This is a genomic window from Streptomyces sp. CNS606 (assembly GCF_000426325.1).
Genome location: NZ_KE384521.1, coordinates 23,389 through 44,737, shown reverse-complemented (window position 1 = coordinate 44,737; position 21,349 = coordinate 23,389). Strand labels below are relative to the sequence as shown.

The 21,349-nt window shown below is 73.1% G+C and carries 22 protein-coding genes; 13 read left to right on the top strand and 9 right to left on the bottom strand.

Annotated features, from left to right (window positions below; all coding sequences use genetic code 11):
• Window positions 1-77 precede the first annotated feature (77 nt).
• Entirely contained in the window at window positions 78-731 is a 654-nt protein-coding gene (locus K304_RS30370; protein WP_037791424.1) for a TetR family transcriptional regulator, read from the bottom strand.
• Window positions 732-838: 107 nt separating this feature from the next.
• On the opposite strand from K304_RS30370, the gene K304_RS0120840 reads away from it, so the two are divergent.
• The 3 genes from K304_RS0120840 to snpA all read left to right on the top strand — a co-directional run bounded on the left by K304_RS0120840 (window position 839) and on the right by snpA (window position 3,567).
• Complete coding sequence (locus K304_RS0120840) at window positions 839-1,912, top strand: FAD-dependent monooxygenase (protein ID WP_027765299.1); 1,074 nt, start codon at window positions 839-841, stop codon at window positions 1,910-1,912.
• A 110-nt stretch (window positions 1,913-2,022) separates the two neighbouring features.
• A complete protein-coding gene (locus K304_RS0120835; RefSeq protein ID WP_027765298.1) occupies window positions 2,023-2,658 on the top strand; it encodes a hypothetical protein in 636 nt (211 codons plus the stop codon).
• Window positions 2,659-2,871: 213 nt separating this feature from the next.
• Entirely contained in the window at window positions 2,872-3,567 is a 696-nt protein-coding gene (gene snpA / locus K304_RS0120830; protein ID WP_027765297.1) for a snapalysin, read from the top strand.
• 98 nt (window positions 3,568-3,665) lie between these two features.
• On the opposite strand, the gene K304_RS0120825 is transcribed toward snpA, so the two are convergent.
• Together K304_RS0120825 and K304_RS0120820 are read right to left on the bottom strand one after the other, a co-directional pair.
• Entirely contained in the window at window positions 3,666-4,046 is a 381-nt protein-coding gene (locus K304_RS0120825) for a VOC family protein (protein ID WP_027765296.1), read from the bottom strand.
• A gap of 127 nt (window positions 4,047-4,173) precedes the next feature.
• Window positions 4,174-5,442: an MFS transporter gene (locus K304_RS0120820; protein ID WP_027765295.1), complete on the bottom strand. Its 1,269-nt coding sequence runs from the start codon at window positions 5,440-5,442 to the stop codon at window positions 4,174-4,176.
• Between the two features lie 190 nt (window positions 5,443-5,632).
• Between K304_RS0120820 and K304_RS0120815 the strand changes: the two genes are divergently transcribed.
• Window positions 5,633-6,454, top strand: coding sequence for a metalloregulator ArsR/SmtB family transcription factor (locus tag K304_RS0120815; RefSeq protein WP_037791422.1), 822 nt, complete (start codon window positions 5,633-5,635; stop codon window positions 6,452-6,454).
• A gap of 132 nt (window positions 6,455-6,586) precedes the next feature.
• On the opposite strand, the gene K304_RS0120810 is transcribed toward K304_RS0120815, so the two are convergent.
• Window positions 6,587-7,033: a nitroreductase family deazaflavin-dependent oxidoreductase gene (locus K304_RS0120810; RefSeq protein WP_027765293.1), complete on the bottom strand. Its 447-nt coding sequence runs from the start codon at window positions 7,031-7,033 to the stop codon at window positions 6,587-6,589.
• Between the two features lie 124 nt (window positions 7,034-7,157).
• Here K304_RS0120810 and K304_RS0120805 point away from each other — a divergent pair, with 124 nt between their 5' ends.
• The 6 genes from K304_RS0120805 (at window position 7,158) to K304_RS30360 (ending at window position 13,662) form a co-directional block, all read left to right on the top strand.
• Entirely contained in the window at window positions 7,158-7,454 is a 297-nt protein-coding gene (locus tag K304_RS0120805; protein WP_027765292.1) for a hypothetical protein, read from the top strand.
• A gap of 293 nt (window positions 7,455-7,747) precedes the next feature.
• Window positions 7,748-9,037 carry an aspartate kinase gene (locus K304_RS0120800; protein WP_027765291.1) on the top strand — a complete coding sequence of 430 codons (1,290 nt, stop codon included), beginning with the start codon at window positions 7,748-7,750 and terminating at the stop codon, window positions 9,035-9,037.
• A gap of 57 nt (window positions 9,038-9,094) precedes the next feature.
• Window positions 9,095-10,147 carry an aspartate-semialdehyde dehydrogenase gene (locus K304_RS0120795; protein WP_027765290.1) on the top strand — a complete coding sequence of 351 codons (1,053 nt, stop codon included), beginning with the start codon at window positions 9,095-9,097 and terminating at the stop codon, window positions 10,145-10,147.
• 485 nt (window positions 10,148-10,632) lie between these two features.
• Complete coding sequence (locus tag K304_RS0120790; RefSeq protein ID WP_078529451.1) at window positions 10,633-11,220, top strand: SigE family RNA polymerase sigma factor; 588 nt, start codon at window positions 10,633-10,635, stop codon at window positions 11,218-11,220.
• Entirely contained in the window at window positions 11,217-12,713 is a 1,497-nt protein-coding gene (locus K304_RS30365) for a hypothetical protein (protein WP_051308670.1), read from the top strand. The genes K304_RS0120790 and K304_RS30365 overlap by 4 nt, the downstream gene beginning before the upstream one ends.
• Window positions 12,714-12,732: 19 nt before the next feature.
• Window positions 12,733-13,662: an SURF1 family protein gene (locus K304_RS30360; protein ID WP_051308669.1), complete on the top strand. Its 930-nt coding sequence runs from the start codon at window positions 12,733-12,735 to the stop codon at window positions 13,660-13,662.
• Here K304_RS30360 and K304_RS0120775 read toward each other — a convergent pair.
• A complete protein-coding gene (locus K304_RS0120775) occupies window positions 13,592-15,409 on the bottom strand; it encodes a S9 family peptidase (RefSeq protein ID WP_027765288.1) in 1,818 nt (605 codons plus the stop codon). The genes K304_RS30360 and K304_RS0120775 overlap by 71 nt on opposite strands.
• Before the next feature lie 170 nt (window positions 15,410-15,579).
• Here K304_RS0120775 and K304_RS0120770 point away from each other — a divergent pair, with 170 nt between their 5' ends.
• The 3 genes from K304_RS0120770 (at window position 15,580) to K304_RS0120760 (ending at window position 17,475) form a co-directional block, all read left to right on the top strand.
• A complete protein-coding gene (locus K304_RS0120770) occupies window positions 15,580-16,002 on the top strand; it encodes a rodlin (protein WP_027765287.1) in 423 nt (140 codons plus the stop codon).
• A 46-nt stretch (window positions 16,003-16,048) separates the two neighbouring features.
• A complete protein-coding gene (locus K304_RS0120765; RefSeq protein ID WP_027765286.1) occupies window positions 16,049-16,474 on the top strand; it encodes a rodlin in 426 nt (141 codons plus the stop codon).
• 161 nt (window positions 16,475-16,635) lie between these two features.
• The gene (locus K304_RS0120760; RefSeq protein WP_027765285.1) at window positions 16,636-17,475 is read left to right on the top strand and encodes a hypothetical protein; all 840 of its coding nucleotides are present in this window, start codon (window positions 16,636-16,638) and stop codon (window positions 17,473-17,475) included.
• Between the two features lie 22 nt (window positions 17,476-17,497).
• Here the strand turns inward: K304_RS0120760 and K304_RS0120755 are convergent, their stop codons facing one another.
• Genes K304_RS0120755 through K304_RS30350 form a run of 4 tightly spaced genes read right to left on the bottom strand, consistent with a single transcriptional unit; the run spans window position 17,498 to window position 21,325 of the window.
• A complete protein-coding gene (locus tag K304_RS0120755; RefSeq protein WP_027765284.1) occupies window positions 17,498-18,241 on the bottom strand; it encodes a response regulator in 744 nt (247 codons plus the stop codon).
• Window positions 18,234-19,529 carry a sensor histidine kinase gene (locus K304_RS30355; protein ID WP_106965656.1) on the bottom strand — a complete coding sequence of 432 codons (1,296 nt, stop codon included), beginning with the start codon at window positions 19,527-19,529 and terminating at the stop codon, window positions 18,234-18,236. Before K304_RS30355 ends, K304_RS0120755 begins: the two co-directional genes overlap by 8 nt.
• A gap of 48 nt (window positions 19,530-19,577) precedes the next feature.
• Window positions 19,578-20,357 carry an ABC transporter permease gene (locus K304_RS0120745; protein ID WP_027765283.1) on the bottom strand — a complete coding sequence of 260 codons (780 nt, stop codon included), beginning with the start codon at window positions 20,355-20,357 and terminating at the stop codon, window positions 19,578-19,580.
• The gene (locus K304_RS30350; RefSeq protein ID WP_078529445.1) at window positions 20,354-21,325 is read right to left on the bottom strand and encodes an ABC transporter ATP-binding protein; all 972 of its coding nucleotides are present in this window, start codon (window positions 21,323-21,325) and stop codon (window positions 20,354-20,356) included. Before K304_RS30350 ends, K304_RS0120745 begins: the two co-directional genes overlap by 4 nt.
• Window positions 21,326-21,349 lie beyond the last annotated feature (24 nt).

The following is a 21,349-nucleotide window of genomic DNA, read 5'->3' as shown; positions in this document are numbered from 1 at the left end:
CGGCCCTTCGGGGAGAGGACGGGCGGCATGGCCCAGCCACGTGTTCAGGCGAACGACCCGATCCGGAACGACTTCGTTCAGGCCGTGGCGGGGGCGGCTCCGGCACGGTCGGCGGGTGCGTCGCCCGCCGTCTCGGGGAGCATGGCGCGCACCGCCGTACGGATGCTCGGCAGCGGGTCGAAGCCGTCCTCCGGCAGGGCCACCTGCTGGAACATCAGCCCTTCGAGCAGGGCGGCCAGGGCCCGGCTGTGCTCCTCGGGTTGGGGGGAGCCCATTGCCTTGAGGATGCGGGCGCCCCAGTCGAGGAGCGAGGCGTGGCCGCGGCGCAGCGCCTCGCCGACCGCGGGGCGCGCGATGGCCTCCAGCGTGAGGGCGTACCGGGCGGTGGTGCGGTGCCTGCCCGGCCCGACCAGGTGCCGGACGAGCCCCTCCAGTGCGGTGGCCAGTTCCTCGGGACCGTCCGGGACCGAGGGGTCGTCGGGCGCCGGAGTCCCGGTGGGCGCGGCCGGGAGGGTGCCGACGCCGCGCTCCCAGTCCTCGCGGTCCAGGGCTTCGAGGTGCGCCACGATGCCGTCGAGCAGTGCCTCGCGGTTCCGGAAGTGATTGGAGGTGCTGCCCGGCGGCACGCCCGCCGTCGTGTCCACCGCCTGGTAGGTGAGCCGGCGCAGTCCCCCGGTGGCCAGCACCTCCACGGCTGCGTCCAGGACTTCTCGTCTGCGGCCGCCACCCATCGTCGCCTCGTCTCCCTCCGTGTACCGATCTCCCCCGGAACGGAGAACTCTACGGGTGCCGGCCCGCCACGCCACCGCTCTACTGTAAACGTAGTACGGTGGGGTCCATGACGCGGAGCGCACTGATCATCGGCGGCGGCATCGGCGGGCTGGCCTGCGCGGCACGGCTGGTCCAGGACGGGTGGGACGTGGAGGTCCGGGAACGTGCCGCCGGCCTGCCGCGTACCGGCACCACGCTGGGCATGTGGCCCAGCGCCCTGAGGGCTCTCGACGCCGTCGGCGCCGGCGACGAGATCCGCGCGCGCGGCCACGTGCAGCGCGGCGGTGCCCTGCTGCGGCCCGACGGCCGCCGCATCGCGTCCGTCGACGTGTCCGTACGCTCGGGCACGCACGACCAGGTCCGTCTCGTCGCCCGGCCGACCCTCCTCCGTACGCTCGCCGGCCTGCTGCCCGACGGCGTCGTCCGCTTCGACGCCGAGGTCCCGGACGTCACCCTCGCCGGCGGCGCCCACGACGTGGTGATCGCCGCCGACGGGTTGGGCAGCCGTGCCCGACACGCGCTCTTCGGCGACGCCCACGGCATCCGGTACACGGGCGTCACCTCGTGGCGCGGCACGGTCGACGGCGCGACCGAACACGCGTCGGAGACCTGGGGCAACGCCTCGCGCTTCGGCATCACCCCGCACGAGGCGGGCCGCACGAACTGGTTCGCCTGCGTCCGGGCGCCCTGGCGGGCCGTCGCCAAGGGCGGCGATCCGACGGCGCTGCGCACCGCCTTCGGCGGCTGGCACGCCGACGTGCGGCGCGTACTCGACGCGGTCGAGAAGGCGGGCGGCGAGGACGTGCTGCGGCACGACCTGTGCGACCTGGAACGGCCGTTGCCGAGCTACGTGCGCGGGCGGGTGGCACTGATCGGCGACGCGGCTCACGCGATGACGCCCGACCTCGGCCGCGGGGAGTGCGAGGCGCTGGTCGACGGCGTCACGCTGGCCCGCGAACTCGCGGCCCACCGGCACGTCGAGGACGCCCTCGCCGCCTACGACGCGCTGCGCCGCCGCCCCACGCAGCGGATCGCCCGCGCGGCGGCGGCCATGAACCGCGCCGTCCACACCCCGGGCGTCGCCCCCTTCCGGAACGCGGCCCTGCGCCTCCTCCTCGGCGTCGGCAACCCGCCTGCGTAGGCGCCGTGTTCCGCGGATTGTGACGGTATCCGCACATGACCGTCGCCTCTTCGCCCCGACGAGCCGTCTAGCGTCGGGCACGACCGGAACAGGGCGCCGGGGGAGCAACGGTGTCTGCGCAGTTCGAGGTGGAGCCCGAGGCTCTGCGGACCTACGCGAGGAACGTGGGCAGCGCGCAGGATTTCGGCCACCAGATCGAAGAGGCATTGGCGGGCGTGGACCGGCCGGTGGTCTTCGGCCTCAGCAGTGTTTCGCAGCGCGCGAGAACACCACCACGCCGCCGATGGCCGAACCCGTCGGTGATCCGGAAGCGGAAGAAGACTTTCGGGGACCGGGTCTTCTCCTTCGTCGTCACGCCTGTCTACTACCTCAGCGACCCCGTCGGGACGATCTACGACTGGCTCGTGAGCAAGCTGTTCTTCCGGCGGAAGCGTGCACTGCGCGGCGGCTGGGGAAGTATCGCCGGGTCACTTCTCGCGGCGCACAAGGCCGCCGCCCGTCGCCTCCTGGTGTCGGGCCAATTCGGGCTGCACCTCGTGTACGTCGGCGATCTGGGCTCGGAGACGGGCTGGTCCGTGACGCGGGAGAAGGTGCGCGGTGTCGAGCACCTCGATGGGGAAGGCGGAATGCCGCACAAGGCCACGCTCCGCTTCCACTTCACGGACGGATCCTGGGGCGACCTCGTCGTCATCGGTCCGGCGTGGCAGCAGTTGCTGTCCCAGTTCCCGTCCGTTTCCGGGCAGTAGCGCGCGCCGTCGGGCGTCGTTGCCCCCAGCGACCCGACGCACCTGCGCCGGGCGGTGATTGGTGCGGGCTATGCCCGCATGACATCTCCCCTCGCGGGTGTGACCGGCCGCACACTCGCCGGGACATCACGTTCCAGCGCGAGGTTCGGCCGCCGCCCCACAGCCCCACCCACTCGGCGGTCGCGGCTCGCGTTCGACGAGAGGATCCCCCGCATGAGCCGCTACAGACGTTCGGCCCGCACCGTGAGGGCCCTGTCCGCCGCACTCGGACTGGGTCTGGCCGCCGCGACGATGGCCGCCGTCCCCGCCACCTCGGTCGCCGCCGCACCGGCGCCCCAGAGTGAGGGAACCTTCGCCGCCTACACCGGCGAGGGCGTCAGCGCCGAACAGCGCGCGCAGAGCAAGGCATTCTTCGACGCGATCGCGAAGAAGGCGGAGCAGCGCCAGGCCGCCGAGCCCGGCATCCAGGCCGTCACCGTCACCTACGACGACGACCAGGCCCCCTCGTTCAACTACGAGATCGACCGCAGCGCCCAGATCTGGAACGCGGCGGTCAGCAACGTCACGCTCGTCGAGGTCTCCTCCGGCGCGGACTTCGACTACTACGAGGGCAACGACTCCCGCGGCAGCTACGCCTACACCGACGGGCGCGGCCACGGGTACGTCTTCCTCGACTACCAGCAGAACCAGGTCTACGACTCGCTCCGTGTCGTCACGCACGAGACCGGCCACGTGCTCGGCCTGCCGGACAACTACTCCGGCCCGTGCAGCGAGCTGATGTCCGGCGGCGGCCCCGGCCCGTCGTGCACCAACGCGTACCCGAACGCCAACGAGGCGTACCGGGTCGACCAGAACTTCGCCTTCGGCTTCGCGCCGGCGGCCGACAAGGGCTTCAGGACGGTCCGCTGAACAGCGTGACCTGACCTGACGAGCTCCGGCCGAGGGCCCGTGGGTGCGCACCGGTGCGCACCCACGGGCCCGACGCGTTGCCGGGGGGGCTGCTGTCCTCAGCCGCCGTAGGGGCGGGTGATGATCTCCATGTTGTGCCGGTCCGGGTCCTCCCAGTAGACGCCGCGGCCGCCGTCGTGGTGGTTGATCTCGTTCACCCGGTGGTGGAACGGGTCGGCGTAGTAGGTGAGGCCCGCGTCCTCGATGCGCGCGAAGATCGCGTCGAACTCGTCCTCCGAGACGAGGAACGCATAGTGCTGCGGCGTCACGGGACGGTCCCCGGCGTCGGCGTAGTCCAGCGCGACGCCGTTCTCGGTGACGACCGGCAGGAACGGCCCGTACTGCGGCTGCACCTCCAGGCCGAGCAGGTCGGCGAGGAACCGCGCGGACCGCTCCTTGTCGGTGGCGGCGACGATCGTGTGGTTGAGCTGCACGGGCATGACGTGTCCTTCCGGCGACCGTGGTACGCCTCCAGCGTCGCGCCCCGGTTCCCCCCGGACAATCCGCCACAATGCGTGTCGCACTCCTCCGCTGGGCGTAGGCCCTGCGGAGCGCCCGGGTGCTCGGTCAGCGGGACGCGCGCTCGCCACCCGGCTCCGGGGCCGGGGCGTGCCGGTCGCCCCTGCCGCCGCGCAGGTGCCGGGCCCGGCGGCCGACCAGTGCGATGAGGGCGGCGCTCACGATCAGGCAGAGCAGTGCCCGGCGCAGGCCGGCCGCTGCGGAGAGAGCGCCGATCACGGCCGGCGCGGCGACGAAGGAGACGTAGCCGCACGCGGTCACCAGGGACGCGGCCGCCCCGCTCCGGGCGCCGCTGCGCCGGGCGGCGAGTGAGTACGCGATCGGTACGAGCGGCGCCGCGCCGACCCCGGCGAGGAGGAGTCCGGCCACGACCAGCGGCGCGCGGTCCGTGCTCAGCGCGAGGACGAAACCGGCGGCCGCGATCACGCCGCCACCGGCCACCACGCGCCCCTCGCCGAACGCGCCGATCACCCGGTCGGCGACCAGGCGCCCGGTCATCGTCGCCAGATGGAAGGCGGCGATGCCGACTCCGCCGACCAGCGCTCCGGCATCCAGTACCTGGCGAAGGTAGAGGGAGCTGTAGCCCTCGACGGCGCCGTCGTTGAAGAACTGGAGCGTGACGATCGCGGCGGCCGCCCCCACGCCCGGCAGGGCGAGGACGGCGAGCAGTCCGCGCCGCGCCGGCCGCCCCTCCCGGCCGGCGGTCTCCTCGGCCGCGCCGGCCTCGGCGTCCTCCGCCGCGGGCGGCGGCAGGGGCACGGCGGTTCCCGCGAGGCCGAGCAGCACCAGCAGCACGCCCGTGGCGACGAACACCGCACGGTGGCCGCCGCCGAGGCCGACCGTCGCCGCCGCCGCGAGCGCCCCCGCGGCCCCCGCGCCGCTGAACACCGCGTGGAGGCGCGGCATCATCACTCGCCCGGTGCGGCGCTCGTAGTCGCCGCCGAGCACGTTGACCACCACGTCGTACAGGCTGCACAGCACCCCGAAGAGCAGGAACAGCCCGATCATCGCGCCGTACGAACCGACCGTGCTCAGCGCGGCGAAGGCCAGCCCGGAGCCGGTGCAGCCGACCACGACGCCCGTACGCCGGCCCAGGCGGTCGACGATCCGCCCGGAGACCAGGACGGACGGCACCGCGACGCAGGCCAGCGCGGTCAGCGCGGCGCCGAGGCGGGGCGCGTCCGTGCCGGTCGCCACGGCCAGGTCGGCAAGGAGCACCGCCCACACCCCGGCCTGCGCGCCCAGCAGGGCGAAGGCCGCGAACGCGAGGCGCAGCAACCACCGGTCGGTCGTCTCGACGTGTCCGCTCCGCTTCACGCGCCGTTCCTCCGTCCTCGCGCCGTTCACGTCGGCTCGCGTACGGGGCGCACCATCCCAGCGCGGGGTGTCCCGGAGCCAGCCGTTTTCCGGCAGCCGCCCGCCGCGGGCTCACCTTGACATGCAGCCGAGTGGCTGCCTATCGTCAAACATGCAGCCGCACGGTTGCATGAATGGAGGATCGGTGGGGATGGACGACGAGGTCTTCAAGGCGCTGGCGGACCCCGGCAGGCGCCGGCTGCTCGACAGTCTCAACGCCCGGAACGGGCAGAGCCTGCGCGAGCTGTGCGCGGAGCTGGACATGACCCGCCAGTCGGTCAGCAAGCACCTGGCCGTGCTGGAGGACGCCCGTCTGATCACCACGCTCCGGCGCGGCAGGGAGAAGCTGCACCACCTCGACGCCGAGCCGATCAACGCCCTCGCCGACCGCTGGATCAGCCGCTACGACCGCGCGCGGGCGCAGGCGCTCGCCGACCTGAAGACCGCACTGGAGGCCCCCGGCATGAACCGCGACGACACCGGCGACGCGTTCGTCTACACCACCTACATCGCCACCACTCCCGAGAAGCTCTGGCAGGCCCTGACCGACCCGGCGTTCACCCGCCGCTACTGGGGCGTCGAGTTCGGCACGGACTGGAAGCCCGGCTCGCAGATGACCTGGGCGGAACGCGGCCACGCCACCGCCGGCCCGGAGCAGGTCGTGCTGGAGTCCGAGCCCTACCGGCGGCTGTCGTACACCTGGCACACGTTCACGCCCGAGTGGGCACAGAACGTGGGCATCGGGACCCGGACCCTGGAGCGGCTCACCGCCGAGCAGCGCTCGAAGGTGACCTTCGAGCTCACCTCCATGGAGGGCCTGGTCCGCCTCACCGTCGTCCACGACGGCTTCGAGCCCGGCAGCACCGTCCGCGAGATGATCCAGGAGGGCTGGCCCGCCCTCCTCGCCGCCCTCAAGTCGCTCCTCGAGACGGGCGACGTCCCCCCGGCCCTCGCCCCCGGCGCACCGGACTGAACCCGTCGCGTCCCGCCCGGCACCCGCCCCACGTGCCTTCGGTCGTGCTCTCCGACACCGCCGAACGCCGTGCCCCGCGGGGGAGCGGCGGGCGGGTTGCCCGTTCCCCCGCGGGCCACGGGACGGCAGGCGTCAGTGCGGGGCGTCGGCGCGTTCGAGGAGGAAGAGGGGGATCTCGCGGTCGGTCTTCTCCTGGTACTCGGCGTAGGGCGGGAACGCCTCGACCGCGCGGCGCCACCAGACGGCCTTCTCCTCGCCGGTGACCTCGCGGGCGTGCATGTCCTGGAGGACGGCGCCGTCCTGGAGCTCGACGCGCGGGTCGGCGACGATGTTGTGGTACCAGCGCGGGTGGTCGGGGGCGCCCCCGACGGAGGCGACGGCCGCGTAGGCGCCCTCGTGCTCGACCTTCATCAGCGGGGTCTTGCGGATCTTGCCGCTCTTCGCGCCACGCGTGGTCAGGACGATGACCGGCAGGCCCTTCATCGTGGTGCCCTTGGTGCCGCCGGAACTCTCGTACAGCTCGACCTGGTCCCGCACCCACTTCGCCGGGCTCGGCTCGTACTCACCCTTCAGGGGCATGCCGTCCGTCCTCTCGTCGATGATGGTCCGCCGTGTGGAACGTGCGACGCGCTGTCACCGTTCCCCACCGCGAGGTTACGGAACGTGTGCGCCGGGGGATGTACAGCGGGGGAGGGGGGATCGGATGGAGCGGAAGAAGGACCACACCGCGACGGCACAGGTCGTCGGTGCTGCGGGGACGCTGCAGGTCTGGGCCGCGTGGGGGCTGCAGGTCGCCGAGCCTGCGTCGGCGCTCACTCTGCTCGTCACCGGGGTGCTGACCTGGGGCGGATGCGTGTACTTCGCGGTGAAGGCGTCCCGGGAGGCGTCGAAGTCGCCGTTCGAGGCGGAGCGCGAGCGCGAGCGGATGCGGGCCCGGGTCCCGGCCGACGTGCGCGGTCCGGCGGCGGCCTCGGACCCGCCGCCGGACCGCGCTCCGTGAGGAGGGGAGCGACCTTCACCCGTTCGGCGCAGCGCTCCGACGCCGGGTCCACATGTGAGGTGCCGCACGTTTCCGTGTGCGGGCGGGGGCATCGGGCAGGTGAATCTTCGCTGGGCGGGTCAGACACGAGCACTCGTCCAGTTCGCTGTGTGCGCGGCCGCCTGCCGATGGCGGGCCGGGCGCGGTCTCACAGCGTGAGAGCGGACGGTCGGATCCCGCCTGCTCGGTAAAATGGGCCGAACGCGGGGCTCCGGCCGAAATGAGCCCCGGTGAGACTCGAGGAGCGAGCACACGTGGGCCTTGTCGTGCAGAAGTACGGCGGCTCCTCCGTTGCCGACGCCGAGGGCGTCAAGCGCGTTGCCAAGCGGATCGTCGAAGCCAAGAAGAACGGCAACCAGGTTGTCGTGGTGGTTTCTGCGATGGGCGACACGACGGACGAGCTGATCGATCTCGCTGGAGAGGTGTCCCCGGTAGCGGACGGGCGCGAGTTCGACATGCTGCTGACCGCCGGAGAGCGCATCTCCATGGCTCTGCTGGCCATGGCGATCAAGTCCCTCGGCCACGAGGCGCAGTCCTTCACCGGAAGCCAGGCCGGTCTGATCACGGACTCCGCGCACAACAAGGCGCGGATTCTGGACGTGACCCCGGGACGCATCCAGGCGTCCGTCGACGAGGGCAACATCGCGATCGTCGCCGGCTTCCAGGGCGTGTCCCAGGAGAGCAAGGACATCACCACCCTGGGCCGCGGCGGTTCGGACACCACCGCGGTGGCGCTGGCCGCCGCCCTGGACGCCGAGGTCTGCGAGATCTACACCGACGTGGACGGCGTGTTCACGGCCGACCCCCGGGTCGTCAAGTCGGCGAAGAAGATCGACTGGATCAACTACGAGGACATGCTGGAGCTGGCCAGCTCCGGTTCCAAGGTCCTGCTGCACCGCTGCGTCGAGTACGCGCGGCGCTACAACATCCCGATCCATGTACGGTCGTCCTTCTCCGGCCTGGAGGGCACATGGGTCAGCAGCGAGCCGCAGGGCGGCTACAGCGGACAAGGGGAAATGCCAGTGGAACAGGCCCTCATCTCGGGTGTCGCGCATGACACCTCGGAGGCCAAGGTCACCGTCGTCGGGGTGCCCGACAAGCCGGGTGAGGCCGCGGCCATCTTCCGGGTGATCGCCGAGGCCGAGATCAACGTCGACATGGTCGTGCAGAACGTGTCCGCCGCGACCACCGGCCTGACCGACATCTCCTTCACCCTCCCCAAGGCCGACGGCAAGAAGGCCATCTCCGCGCTGGAGAAGGCCAAGACCAGCATCGGCTACGCCTCGCTCCGCTACGACGACCAGATCGCCAAGATCTCCCTCGTCGGCGCGGGCATGAAGACCAACCCCGGTGTCACCGCGACCTTCTTCGAGGCGCTGTCCAATGCCGGCGTGAACATCGAGCTGATCTCCACCTCCGAGATCCGCATCTCCGTGGTCACCCGCGAGGACGACGTCAACGACTCGGTCGTCGCGGTGCACACCGCGTTCGGTCTCGACAGCGAGACCGACGAGGCCGTGGTCTACGGCGGCACCGGTCGCTGAGGCGGGTGCACGGCAGGTCCGGCTCGTGAGGCGGACGCGGACGACCGGGAGGTCCCGGTGAAGACAGGCGGGGAACCGACCCTGGCGGTGCTCGGCGCGACCGGGGCCGTCGGGTCGGTGCTGCGCGGACTGCTGTCCGAACGGCGGGACGTGTGGGGCGAGATCAGGCTCCTCGCGTCGCCGCGGTCCGCGGGCCGCAAGCTCCCCGTGCGCGGCGAGGAGGTCGAGGTCCTGGCGCTGGACGAGGAGGCCCTGGAGGGCGTCGACGTGGCGCTGTTCCACCTCCCGGACGACGCCGCCGCGCAGTGGGCGCCGGTCGCCGCCGCCAAGGGCGCGGTGGTGATCGACTCCTCCGCGGTGTTCCGGGCCGAGGACGACGTGCCCCTGGTGGTGCCCGAGATCAACGCGCACGCCGCCCGCGTGCGACCGCGCGGCATCGTCGCCTCCCCCGACTGCACGACGCTGGCGCTGATCGTCGCGGTCGGCGCACTGCACTCCGCGTGGGGCCTGGAGTCTCTGGTGCTGTCGACCTACCAGGCCGTCTCCGGGTCCGGCCGCGAGGGCGTGGACACCCTGCGCAGGCAACTCGCCGAGGTCGCGGGCACCGACCTGGGGACCAAGCCCGGCGACGTGCGCCGCGCCGTGACCGGTGGCGGCCCCTACCCCGCGCCGATCGCCCTCAACGTCGTCCCGTTCGCGGGCGCCGGGGCGCCCGACGGCTGGACCACCGACGAGATGGCCGTACGCACCGAGACGCGCAAGATCCTCGGGATGCCGCAGCTCCCGGTGAGTGTCACCTGCGTCCGCGTGCCGGTGGTCACCGGGCACTCCGTCGCGGTGCACGCGCGGTTCGAGAACGAGGTGACCGTCCCCCAGGCGCACGAGATCCTCGCCGCCGCACCCGGTGTCGTGCTGTGCGACGCCCCCGGTGAGGGCGAGTTCCCCACCCCGGCGGACGCGGTCGGCACCGACCCGACGTGGGCCGGCCGGGTGCGCCGCACACTGGACGACCCGCAGGCGCTGGAGTTCTTCGTCTGCGGCGACAACCTCCGCAAGGGCGCCGCGCTCAACTCGGTACAGATCGCGGAACTCGTCGCATCTCCGGGCTGAAGCCACCTACCGGACCAGCCGCACCCCACCGGGCCGATGGGACCGGATCGGGGCGAACAGCCTTGATACGGCACGGGTTTACCCCGCTGTGCGGTTCTGAGTGCGTCGTTCCGGTTTCTGTGAAGAAATTGTGATCGGTTGATGGTCCAGGCCACTAGCTAGCAGCCGTTGGTTGAAAGAGAATCGAACGCCCCGGCCACCGCAACCGACTGTGGGCGGGGGAGCGTCTCTGTGTGCATCGCCGACCCGGACGACCGGGCGCCGGAGCCCCGGGCCGCTTGGAGATCGGGACGACGGCGGACTTCAGGGATGGGGCTGGTACGCATGGGACTTCACCGAGCATGCACACTCCTGCCCGACGCCTGGGAATCCGCGTACAACCCTGACGGGGGGATGCGTGTCCAACCAGCGTGGCAGAGGCACTCGGAATCGCGACAGCACCCGGCCCCGGCGTCCGCAGCCTGCGGCGCCCCGGCTCGGCAGGCATGCCCGTGATGGCGCCCTGGTCGGCGCCGCAGACGGCGACGACCCCCGCGCGGGTCGCGTCCGGACGCGGAGGCGCTGACGAGGCGATGACCCTGGGCACCACCGTCGATCAGCTCACCGAGACCTACCGCACGCACTACCGCTCCCTGCTCGGCCTCGCCGCGCTCCTGCTGGACGACACCGCCTCCTGCGAGGACGTCGTCCAGGAGGCGTTCATCCGCGTGCACTCCGCCCGCACGCGCGTGCGCGAGCCGGAGAAGACCCTGGCCTACCTGCGGCAGACCGTGGTGAACCTCTCCCGGTCCACGCTGCGCCGCCGCATTCTCGGCATGAAGCTGCTGTCCAAGCCCATGCCGGACATGGCCAGCGCCGAGGAGGGCGCCTACGACCGCATGGAGCGGGACGAGTTGAAGCAGGCGCTGCGCGGGCTCCAGCGCCGTCAGCGCGAGGTCCTGGTGCTGCGGTATTTTGCCGACATGACAGAGGCGCAGGTCGCCGAGGTCCTCGGCCTCTCGCTCGGTTCCGTGAAGGCTTACGGCTCGCGCGGCATCGCCGCGCTCAGGGTCGCCATGGAGGCGACGGCATGAGCACGTCGCACGACCGGAACGACCCGCACGAACCGCTCGACGGCGCCGGGCGGGCGGCGGACGACGCCGCCCCCGAGGCCGCGGCGGAGCACACCGAGCCCTCCCCCGAGCAGCGCGCCGGAGGAGACCGGTCCGAGCGGCCCGGCGAGCAGCCCCCCGCCGTGAACGAGGGCCCGGCGGACGACGCTTCGTCCTCGGAAGCCGGCCGCACCGACGGCGACCCCAACGGCGAGGGTCACGCAGACGCAGACGCAGACGCAGACGCAGACGCAGACGCAGACGCAGACGCAGACGCAGACGCAGACGCAGACTCCGGCGCCGCGCTCGACCTCGAGAGCATGGACGAGGTCGCGCTGCGGCGCCTGCTGCAGGACAGCGTGCGCGACATCGAACCGTCCCCCGGCACACTGGAACACCTCCAGCACGCCGTGCCCGCCCGCCGCGCCCGGCGGCGGAACGTGATGGTGGGCGCCGCCGCGGCGGTTCTCGCCTGCGGCGTCGCCGTGCCGACCGTGCTGCACGCCGACTTCGTGCCGGGCGCCGGCAAGCCCATGCACAACGCCGGCCATTCCCAGGACCACGTCCCGGCCGAAGAGCGCGGCGGCGTGAACCAGGGCGACGGCACGGCCGGCGGCGACACCGCTGCCGGCGGACACTCCGGCGCGGGGCACGGCACCGGCGAAGCCGGCGCTCCCACCACCGGGTCCTCCACGGGCCCCAACCCGAGCAGCAGCCTCGGACCCGTCTCGCCCACCTGCACCCGCGCACAGCTCGGCGCCTCGGAGAGCCGCCGGGAGGCGCCCGACGCGCAGGGCCACGTCTACGGCTCGTTCCGGGTGGTCAACGTCTCGGCGGACTCCTGCACGGTCGAGGGCGGCGGCATCGTGATGGCCACCGCGCGGGGCAGGGCCGACAGCAGCATGATCCAGGTCGTCGACCACACCAGCGGCGACGTCGCCACCGGCCTGCCCGATCCGGTCGCCGTGGACGACGAGGTGGTGCTCGAACCGGGTGCCGCGTACGTGGTCCGCTTCGCCTGGGTGCCGACGGCCGGCAGCGGATGCTCCCCGACCACCCCGCCTCCCGGCGAGGGCGGCGACGGTGCTCAGGGCGGCGCACGGCCGATGGGCAGCTCCGGCGACGTGGTCGACGCTGGCACCTCCGGCGGCACCTCCGGCGGCACCTCCGGCGGAGGCGCCGAGGGCGGCGACGGCACGCCCGAAGAGCCTGGAACCGGTGGTTCCGGCACCGGCGGGTCCGGCTCCGGCGGCTCCGGGTCCGGCGGGTCCGGCGACGGCGGTTCGGACACCGGCGGGTCCGGCTCCGGTGGGACCGACGGCGGCTCAACGGGAGGCGGCGGCGAGCCCGTGCCCCCGTCCGCGGTGCTGCTGTCCCACACGCCCGAGGCCGGTGAGCCCACCGTGGACCCCGTGCAGCTCGACGGCGCCTGCGCCGGCACGGTCTACCGGACCGGGGTGCTGCCGGCGGCCTGAGGCCGCGTACCGTTGACGCGTGTACCGGTTCCTGCTGACCCCGCGATGGTGGGGGATCAACCTCTTCGTCGCCCTCGCGATCCCGGTCTGCCTGTTCATGGGCACCTGGCAGCTCAGCCGCTTCGAGGCGCGCGTCGACAGCCACCAGCAGCAGGAGAAGGCGGCCGAACGGGCCGCCGACGCCACCCCCGAGCCGCTGGCCGACCTGCTGCCGCTCACCACGGAGACCGTCGGCCGCACCGCCGAGACCACCGGCCGCTACGACACCGGCCGTCCGCTGCTCGTCCCGGACCGCCGCGTCGACGGCGAGCGCGGGTTCTACGTGCTGACCCTGCTGCGTACGGACTCCGGGCCCGCGCTGCCCGTGGTGCGCGGCTGGCTGCCCGGGGACGCCGACCCGGCGAAGGTGCCGGCGCCCCCCGGGGGCGAGGTGACGGTCGCCGGGGTGCTGCAGGTCTCCGAGACCGAGGGCAGCGCCGGCGTGCACCCGGCGGGCGGCCTGCCCGAGGGGCAGCTCGGCATGATCAGTGCCGCCGCGCTGGTCAACGTGGTGCCGTACGACGTGCGTGACGTGTGGATCACCGTGCAGCGGCCCGAGGCGCCGCTGCGGCCGGTGCCGCCGGTCGCAGCCGCCGGCACCGGCCTGGACCTCCAGGCGTTCCAGAACCTGGGTTACACCGCCGAGTGGTTCGCCTTCGTCGGCTTCGTCCTCTTCATGTGGTTCCGGCTCTTCCGGCGGGACGCCGAACTGGCGCGCGACGCCGCGCTCGGCCTCCCACCGGAGGACCCGACGGGCCGCCGTACGCCGGAGAGCGCTCCGGCGACGGGCGGCCCGGCATCCGGGGAGCCCCGGGAGGGCGGGAACTCCGGAGAAGGCGTCACGCCGGAGCCGCGGGAAGCCCCGGAAGGTGCCGCTGGGCGAACTCGATCTCCAAGCGGAGCTGCTTGATCCGCTCCTCCACCACCAGCGAGCCGTGCCCGGCGTCGTACCGGTACACCTCGTGCGGGTGGCTGCGCGCCTCCAGCCGCTCGACGTAGTTCTCCACCTGCCGGATCGGGCAGCGCGGGTCGTTGACCCCCGCGGAGACGTACACCGGCGCGCGCACGTCGTCCACGTACGTCAGCGGCGACGAGGCCGCGTACCGCTCGGGCACCTCCTCCGGGGTCCCGCCGAGCAGGGTGCGGTCCATGGACTTCAGCGCCTCCATCTCGTCGTGGTAGGCGGTGACGTAGTCGGCGACCGGGACGGCGGCCAGGCCCAGCGCCCACTTCTCCGGCTGGGTGCCCAGGCCGAGCAGCGTCAGGTAGCCGCCCCACGAGCCGCCTGCCAGCACCAGCCGCTCCGGGTCCGCGAGCCCGGTCTCCACGGCCCAGTCGCGCACGGCCGCGATGTCCTCCAGCTCGATCAGGCCGACGCGGTGCTTGAGCGCGTCCGTCCAGGCCCGGCCGTAGCCCGTGGAGCCGCGGTAGTTGACCCGGACCACGGCGAAGCCGTGGTCCACCCAGGCGGCGGGCTGGCCGGCGAACGCGTCGCTGTCGTGCCAGGTCGGGCCGCCGTGCACGTCGAACACCGTGGGGAACGGGCCCTCGCCCGCGGGACGCTGCACCAGCGCGTGCACCCGCCCGCCCGGGCTCTCCACCCAGGCGTCCTCCACCGGGACCGAGCCGGGTGCCTTCATGCCCGGCGGGTCGAGGACGACCGCGCCGGTCGTCGACCGCACCTGCGGCGGCTCGGCGGCCGACGACCACAGGTACTCCACCGAGCCGTCCGGACGGGCGGTCGCCCCGGACACCGACCCCTTCGGCGTCTCCACCCGCTCCGGCGTGCCGAGCCCGTCCGGGGTCAGGGCGCACCGCCACATCTCGCTCCGCGCCTGGTGGCTGTGCACCACGAGCAGCGCGCCGCCGTCCGGGTACCACTCGGCGCTCACGTCGCCGGGCAGGCCCAGGTCCAGGTCGGTGGTCGCGCCGGTCAGCGGGTCCCACACCATGGGCTCCCAGCGGCCGCGCCGCTGGTGCCCGACCAGGAGCCGGGAGTCGCCGACGGCCGGGGCGAAGCCCAGTACGGTCAGCCCCAGCTCCTTCGTGCCGCCCTCGCTGTCGTCCAGTTCGGCGACGGTGCCGCCGTCGGTGCGGACCACGCGCAGAGCCGAGTGCATGGCGTCGCCGTGCTCGGTGTGCTCGACGGCGATCAGGTCCCCGTCGTGGCTGAGGTCGCCGACACCGGCAGACTCCTGGTGCCGGTAGATCTCCACCGGCTCCGCGCCCGGCCGCACCACGTGCAGCGTGGATCCCTCCTCGTCGGTGGAGCGCCCGACCACCGCGCTGCCGTCCCGGCCCAGCGCCAGGCCCGCGGGGTAGGACGGCTCCAGGCCGGGAGCGGCGGGCTCGTCCGGGCCGCCGCCGAACGGCTGCCGCATCCACACGCCGAACTCGTCGCCGTCGGTGTCGGAGAACCACCAGATCCACTCGCCGTCGGGCGTCAGCACCCCGTCCGTGGTGCCGTTCGGCCGGTCGGTGGCCTGTCGCTGGGTGCCGGTGGCCCGGTCCCAGGCGTACAGCTCGAAGGTGCCGGTGGCGTTGGAGACGAACAGGGAACGGTCGGGCGCGTCCTCCGCCCACTCCGGCAGCCCCACGCGGGGTGCCCGGAACCGCTTCTCCCAGTCCGGCATGGCGTCGTCCGTGTGCGTCGTCATGCCCCCATTCTGTGCTCCGCGCGGGGGGTCACGGCCTGCGGGGTGAAGATCGTCCATATAGGTGTCCAAACGCGTCCGGACGGGTGAACCGCAACAACCTCTCGGGGGCTCCGGAGTTGTCCAGGGTGCTCCGGCACCGGGGCACCCCCATGATCCGGAAGGAAAGACTCGTGCTCAAGAAGGTTTTCGCGACCGCTGCCGTCGCTGCCTCCGTCGTCGGCGCCAGCGGTGCCGTGGCCGCCCCCGCCATGGCCGTCGGTGACGGCAACGAGAACGTCACCACGCAGAACGGCAACGGCTCGAAGCAGGTGTACGGCAACACCACCACCGGCGGTCACATGAGCCCGAACATGGCGCTCGTGAACGGCTCGCTGAACAAGCCGTGCATCGCGGTGCCGGTCACCAAGACCAACGTTCTGAACGGCATCGGTGCCGTCGGCGTCAACGTCAACGACGTGCTGACCAGCCAGAACAACCAGAACTGCACCGAGAACTCGACCCAGGTCGACGGCGACGACCCGCTGTCGCACCTGCTGAGCGACGGCATCCCGGTCCTGTCGCAGAACGGTGCCGGCAACGGCAACGGCGACTGACCAACCCCCGTCTGACGGGCACTTCACACTCCGGAAGGAAAGACTCGTGCTCAAGAAGGTTTTCGCGACGGCCGCCGTCGCTGTCTCCGTCGTCGGCGCCAGCGGTGCCGTGGCCGCCCCCGCGATGGCGGTCGGTGACGTCAACGAGAACGTCACCACGCAGAACGGCAACGGCTCGAAGCAGGTGTACGGCAACACCACCACCGGCGGTCACATGAGCCCGAACATGGCGCTCGTGAACGGCTCGCTGAACAAGCCCTGCGTGGCGGTTCCGGTCACCAAGACCAACGTTCTGAACGGCATCGGCCTCGTCGCCGGCGTCAACGTCAACGACGTGCTGACCAGCCAGAACAACCAGAACTGCACCGAGAACTCGACCCAGGTCGACGGCGACGACCCGCTGTCGCACCTGTTGAGCGACGGTGTGCCGGTCCTCTCGCAGAACGGCGCCGGCAACGGCAACGGCGAGTAACCAGCCTCCCGGCTGATCCGGTCCCGGCCCGTTCCCGGTCCGGGACCGACCGACCCTTCGAAGGCCCCTCCCCCGGCGCGCACGCGCCGGGGGAGGGGCCGCGCGTCGTCCCGGCCCCTCCCGGCTACCTTGGGCCGCAGCACACCCGACCCGGGAGAACCATGCCGGCACCGTTCGCACGCCCCCGCCTGCTGTACGTCAGCGACCTGACCTACCCGGCGCGCGGCCGCCGCTACGGCGACGAGGACGTCCACCTCTCCGCACGGCTCCGGGACGTCTACGACGTCGCGCTGTGCCACCCGCTGGACGCCGCCGCGCTGCTGGACGCCTTCGACCTGTGCCTGATCCGCAACAGCGGCCCGGTGATCCACTACCAGGAGGCGTACGAACGTTTCCGCGACGTCGCCCGGCGCACCGGCGCGCGGGTGCACAACCCGCTGACCGGACGGGGCGACATGGCCGGCAAGCAGTACCTGGTGGACCTCGCCGCCGAGGGCTTCCCCGTCATCCCCACCGTGGACCGGCACGCCGACCTGGGACGGCTCCCGGCGGCTCGCCGCTACGTCGTCAAGCCGAAGGCCGGCGCCGACTCCATCGGCCTGGAGACCCTCGGCCACGCCGACCTGGACTCCCTCGCCTTCGACGACGGCACCCTGCTGGTCCAGCCGCACGTCGACTTCCGCTACGAGGTGTCGTTCTACTTCGTCGACCGCGTCCTCCAGTACGCCCTGCACGCGCCGGACCCCGAGCGCCGCTGGGAGCTGCGGCCCTACGAACCCACCGGCGCCGACCGCGAGTTCGCCCAGCGCTTCGCGGACTGGAACACCCTGGACCACGGCATCCAGCGTGTCGACGCCTGCCGCACGGCAGACGGCGGGCTGCTGCTGGTCGAGCTGGAGGACCTCAACCCGTACCTGTCCCTGGACCTCGTGCCCGACGACGTCCGCGACCGGTTCGTCGCCGCCCTGCACGCCTCGCTGCGCGCCGTGCTGGAGACGTGAACGCCCCGCCGTGCCCCGCGTCCTACGGGGCGGGGGAGCCGCCGCCGAGGATGCCCCGCTCGTAGCCCACCGCCACGGCCGCCGCCCGGTCGTTGACGCCCAGCTTGGCGTACAGGTGGGTGAGGTGCGTCTTCACCGTGGCCTCGCTGATGAAGAGGCGGCGTGCGATCTCGCGGTTCGCGGTGCCCGCCGCGACCAGCGCCAGGACCTCGCCCTCCCGGGCGCTGAGCGGCGTGCCCGTGCCTGCCCGGTCCCCGCCGTTCCCGCCGCTCCCGTGCGTCGCCCGCATCCGGGACACCAGCCGTGACGCCACCGCCGGGGACAGCACGCTGCGGCCCGCCGCGGCGGCGCGTACGGCCGTGAACAGCTCGTCGCGCGGCGCGTCCTTGAGCAGGTAGCCGGTGGCGCCCGCCTCGATCGCGGGCAGCGTGTCGGAGTCGGTGTCGTAGGTGGTGAGCACCAGGACCTTGCTGCGGCAGCCGCGCCGGGCCAGCTCGGCGATCGCGGCGACCCCGCCGCCGCCCGGCATCCGCAGGTCCATCAGCACCACGTCGGGGTCCAGGCGGCCGGCCAGTTCGACGGCCTCCTCACCGCTCGCCGCCTCGCCCAGCACCTCGAAGCCCGCCGCCGTCCCGGAGCCTGCGCCTGCGGCCGGGCCGGTGGACGCCGCTCCGGTGCCGGCCGCCGCCTCGAACATGCCGCGCAGCCCGTCCCGTACCACCGGGTGGTCGTCGACGAGAAGCAGCGTGATCGGGCGCTCAGTCATGGCGCACCAACGGTACGCGGGCGGACACCGCCGTGCCCTGGCCCGGCTCCGACTCGACGTCCACGCGCCCGGCCAGACGTTCCGCGCGGGCCCGCATGCCGGCCAGCCCGAACCCGCCGGACCGGGTGCGCGGCGGCACGGCCGCCGGATCGAAGCCGCAGCCGTCGTCCCGCACGTCCAGGACGACCTCGCCGTCCATGAAGGACAGCGTCACCCCGACGCGGGACGCCCCGGCGTGCCGGGCGGTGTTGGCCAGGCTCTCCTGCGCGATGCGCAGCAGGCTCGCCTCGATCTCGTCGTGCAGCTTCTCCGCCGCCCCGGTCAGGGTGAACTCCGCCCGCACCCCGGCCTGCACGCCCCACCCGGCCACCGCCTTCTCCAGCGCGGCGGGCAGCGCGTCCTGCGCCAGCGCACTCGGCGCCAGGTCGTGCACCGACCGGCGGGCCTCGCCGAGGCTGTGCCGGGCCAGCGCCTGCGCGCGATCCAGATGTGCACGGCGTACGGCGGGATCGTCGGCGTCCCGGACGACCTGCAGCTGGGTGACGATGCCGGTCAGGCCCTGGGCGAGGGTGTCGTGGATCTCGGCCGCCAGCCGGCGCCGTTCGTCGGCGACACCGGCCTCGCGGGCCTGCACGAGGAGCTGGGCGTGCAGGCCCGCGTTCTCCCGCAGGGCCTGCTCCAGGCGGGCGTTGGTGCGTTCCAGCTCGGCGATGGTGGCGGCCTTGGCCGCCGCCTCCTCGGCCTCCTTCTCGCCGAGGTGGCCGAAGACGACGCCGAGCCCGGCGTTCAGCAGGTACAGCGCGCCGAACACTCCCCACTGCGTGGCCGATCCCGGCGGCAGTCCGCCGGACTGCGACCCGGCCATCGTCACGGCCGTGGCGAAGAGGCCCGGCCGCACCCAGCGCGGCGGCAGCAGCCGCGCTCCGTCGAAGTAACCGATCAGGGCGTAGATCGCGGCGAACGGGTTCAGCCAGCTCATCGCGAACCCGAGCACGGTGCGCGCGGCGTAGTAGCCGCAGCTCGCCGCCGAGACCCGCCGCCGCCCGTACCGCGACCAGGACAGCTCCAGGGCCAGCGCGGCCACCAGCAGCGCACCGCACGCATACCGTTCGGCGGGCGTCAGGAACACGGACGCGGTTGCCGCCGACAGCACCCCGGCCAGCCCCAGCAGGCCGTACGGGCCCCAGCGGTAGAACGTCTCCCAGCCCTCGCCCGTGGCGAGGACCGGGAGGTCGGGGGCGGCCCGCCGCGCCCCCTCGGTGCTCTCCCCCGCCGCTTCCGTGGCCATGACGCCCAGCATGCCCGTCTCCCGTTCCCGCGTCACTCCGCTCGCGCGTCACTCCCAGCGGAACCAGCGGACCGCGGCCGCCCAGAGGGCTCCCGCCCACAGAGCGATCACCAGCAGCTGCCACCACTGCGGCCAGCCCCCGCCCGCGGTGTCGTGCAGCGCCTGGGACGCCGCACCGAAGGGCGTCAGCTCCACGATCTGCCGCAACGAGTCCGGCATGGTCTGCACCGGAAGGTAGACCCCGGCGGAGAACATCGCCGGAAAGAAGGCCACCGTGCCGATCGTCTGCGCGGCCTTCGAGGTGCGCGAGAGCGCGGCGATGGTGCCGCCCGATGCCGTGCCGGCGAGCGCCGTGAGCACGACGGCGAGCGCGTACCCGAATGGCTGCCCGGGCAGCGGAACCCCGAAGGCGATCCGGCCGACCGCCAGCGCCAGCACGATGGCGGCCAGCACCGCCACCCCGTGCAGGACCAGTTGGGCGCCGATCAGCGCCTTCGGGTCGACCGGAGTGACCGACAGCCGCCGCAGGATGCCCCGTTCGCGGTAGCCGGTGAGCACCGCCGGCAGCGTCTGCACGCCGGCCACCACGATCGACAGCAGCACCGCCACCGGCACGTACAGGTCGATGACGCGCAGCCCGCTAAGCGACGCGTCCGGCTCCCGGAAGCCCGGGATCAGGCCGAGGACGGTGACCAGCAGGGACGGGAAGGCCACGATCCAGAACAGTGCGCCCGGCTCGCGGCGGAACAGCCGCGCCTCCGCGCGCAGGACGGCCCGGGCCGCCTGCGCAGCCGGCGGCGCGGCGTCGGGTGCGGTCGTCGTGGTCATCCTCGCGCCTCCGTGCGGCTCGTGTGGCTGGTGCCGTTGGTGTGGCTCGTGCTGCTCGTGGAGCCGGTCGCGTCGACCCCGGTCAGGTCGAGGAAGGCGTCGTCCAGCGTGCCGTCCGTGACCCGCAGGTGCCGTGCCGTGATGCCGTGCCGGGCCAGCAGCGAGACGACGGCGTTCACCGTCTCGTCGCTGCCCGTCAGTTCGACCCGGCCCGCCGTGACACGCACCGGACCGGCGTCGGGGAGTGCGGCCAGTTCACCGTCCTCCAGCGGGCGTGAGGGCGTGAAGGCGATGACCGTCGACGCGGCCGCCCGGCTGATCAGCCCGCCCGGGGTGTCCAGCGCGGCGAGCCGTCCGCGGTCGATGACCGCCACCCGGTCGCACAGGCGCTGCGCCTCCTCCATGAAGTGCGTGACCAGCAGCACCGTCACCCCCGACGCCCGCACCTCCTCGATCAGCTGCCAGGTGTCCCGGCGGGCGCGCGGGTCCAGCCCGGTGGTCAACTCGTCCAGCACCACGACCCGGGGGGTGCCGATCAGCGCGAGGGCGATGAACAGCCGCTGCTTCTGACCACCGCTCAGCTGGGCGAAACGGGTACCCAGCTTCTCCTCCAGGCCCAGGCGTTCGGCCAGCGCCAGCGGGTCCGCCGGGCGGGCGTGGAACGCCGCGTACAGCTCCAGCGCCTCCCGCACCGTGAGCTTCGGCTGGAGCTCGCTCTCCTGGAGCTGCGCCCCGAGAAGGCGCGTCACCCGGTCGTGGTCCGCCACCGGGTCGAGCCCCGCCACCCGCACCGTCCCCGCGTCCGGAACGCGCAGCCCCTCCACGCACTCCACCGTCGTCGTCTTCCCGGCGCCGTTCGGGCCGAGGACGCCGAAGATCTCGCCCTCCTCGACGGTGAAACTCACCCCGTCGACCACACGGCGTCCCCCGTAGGACTTCGCGACATCCTGCACTTCGATGATCCCCATGCCCGCCAGGATCGCGTCGACCCG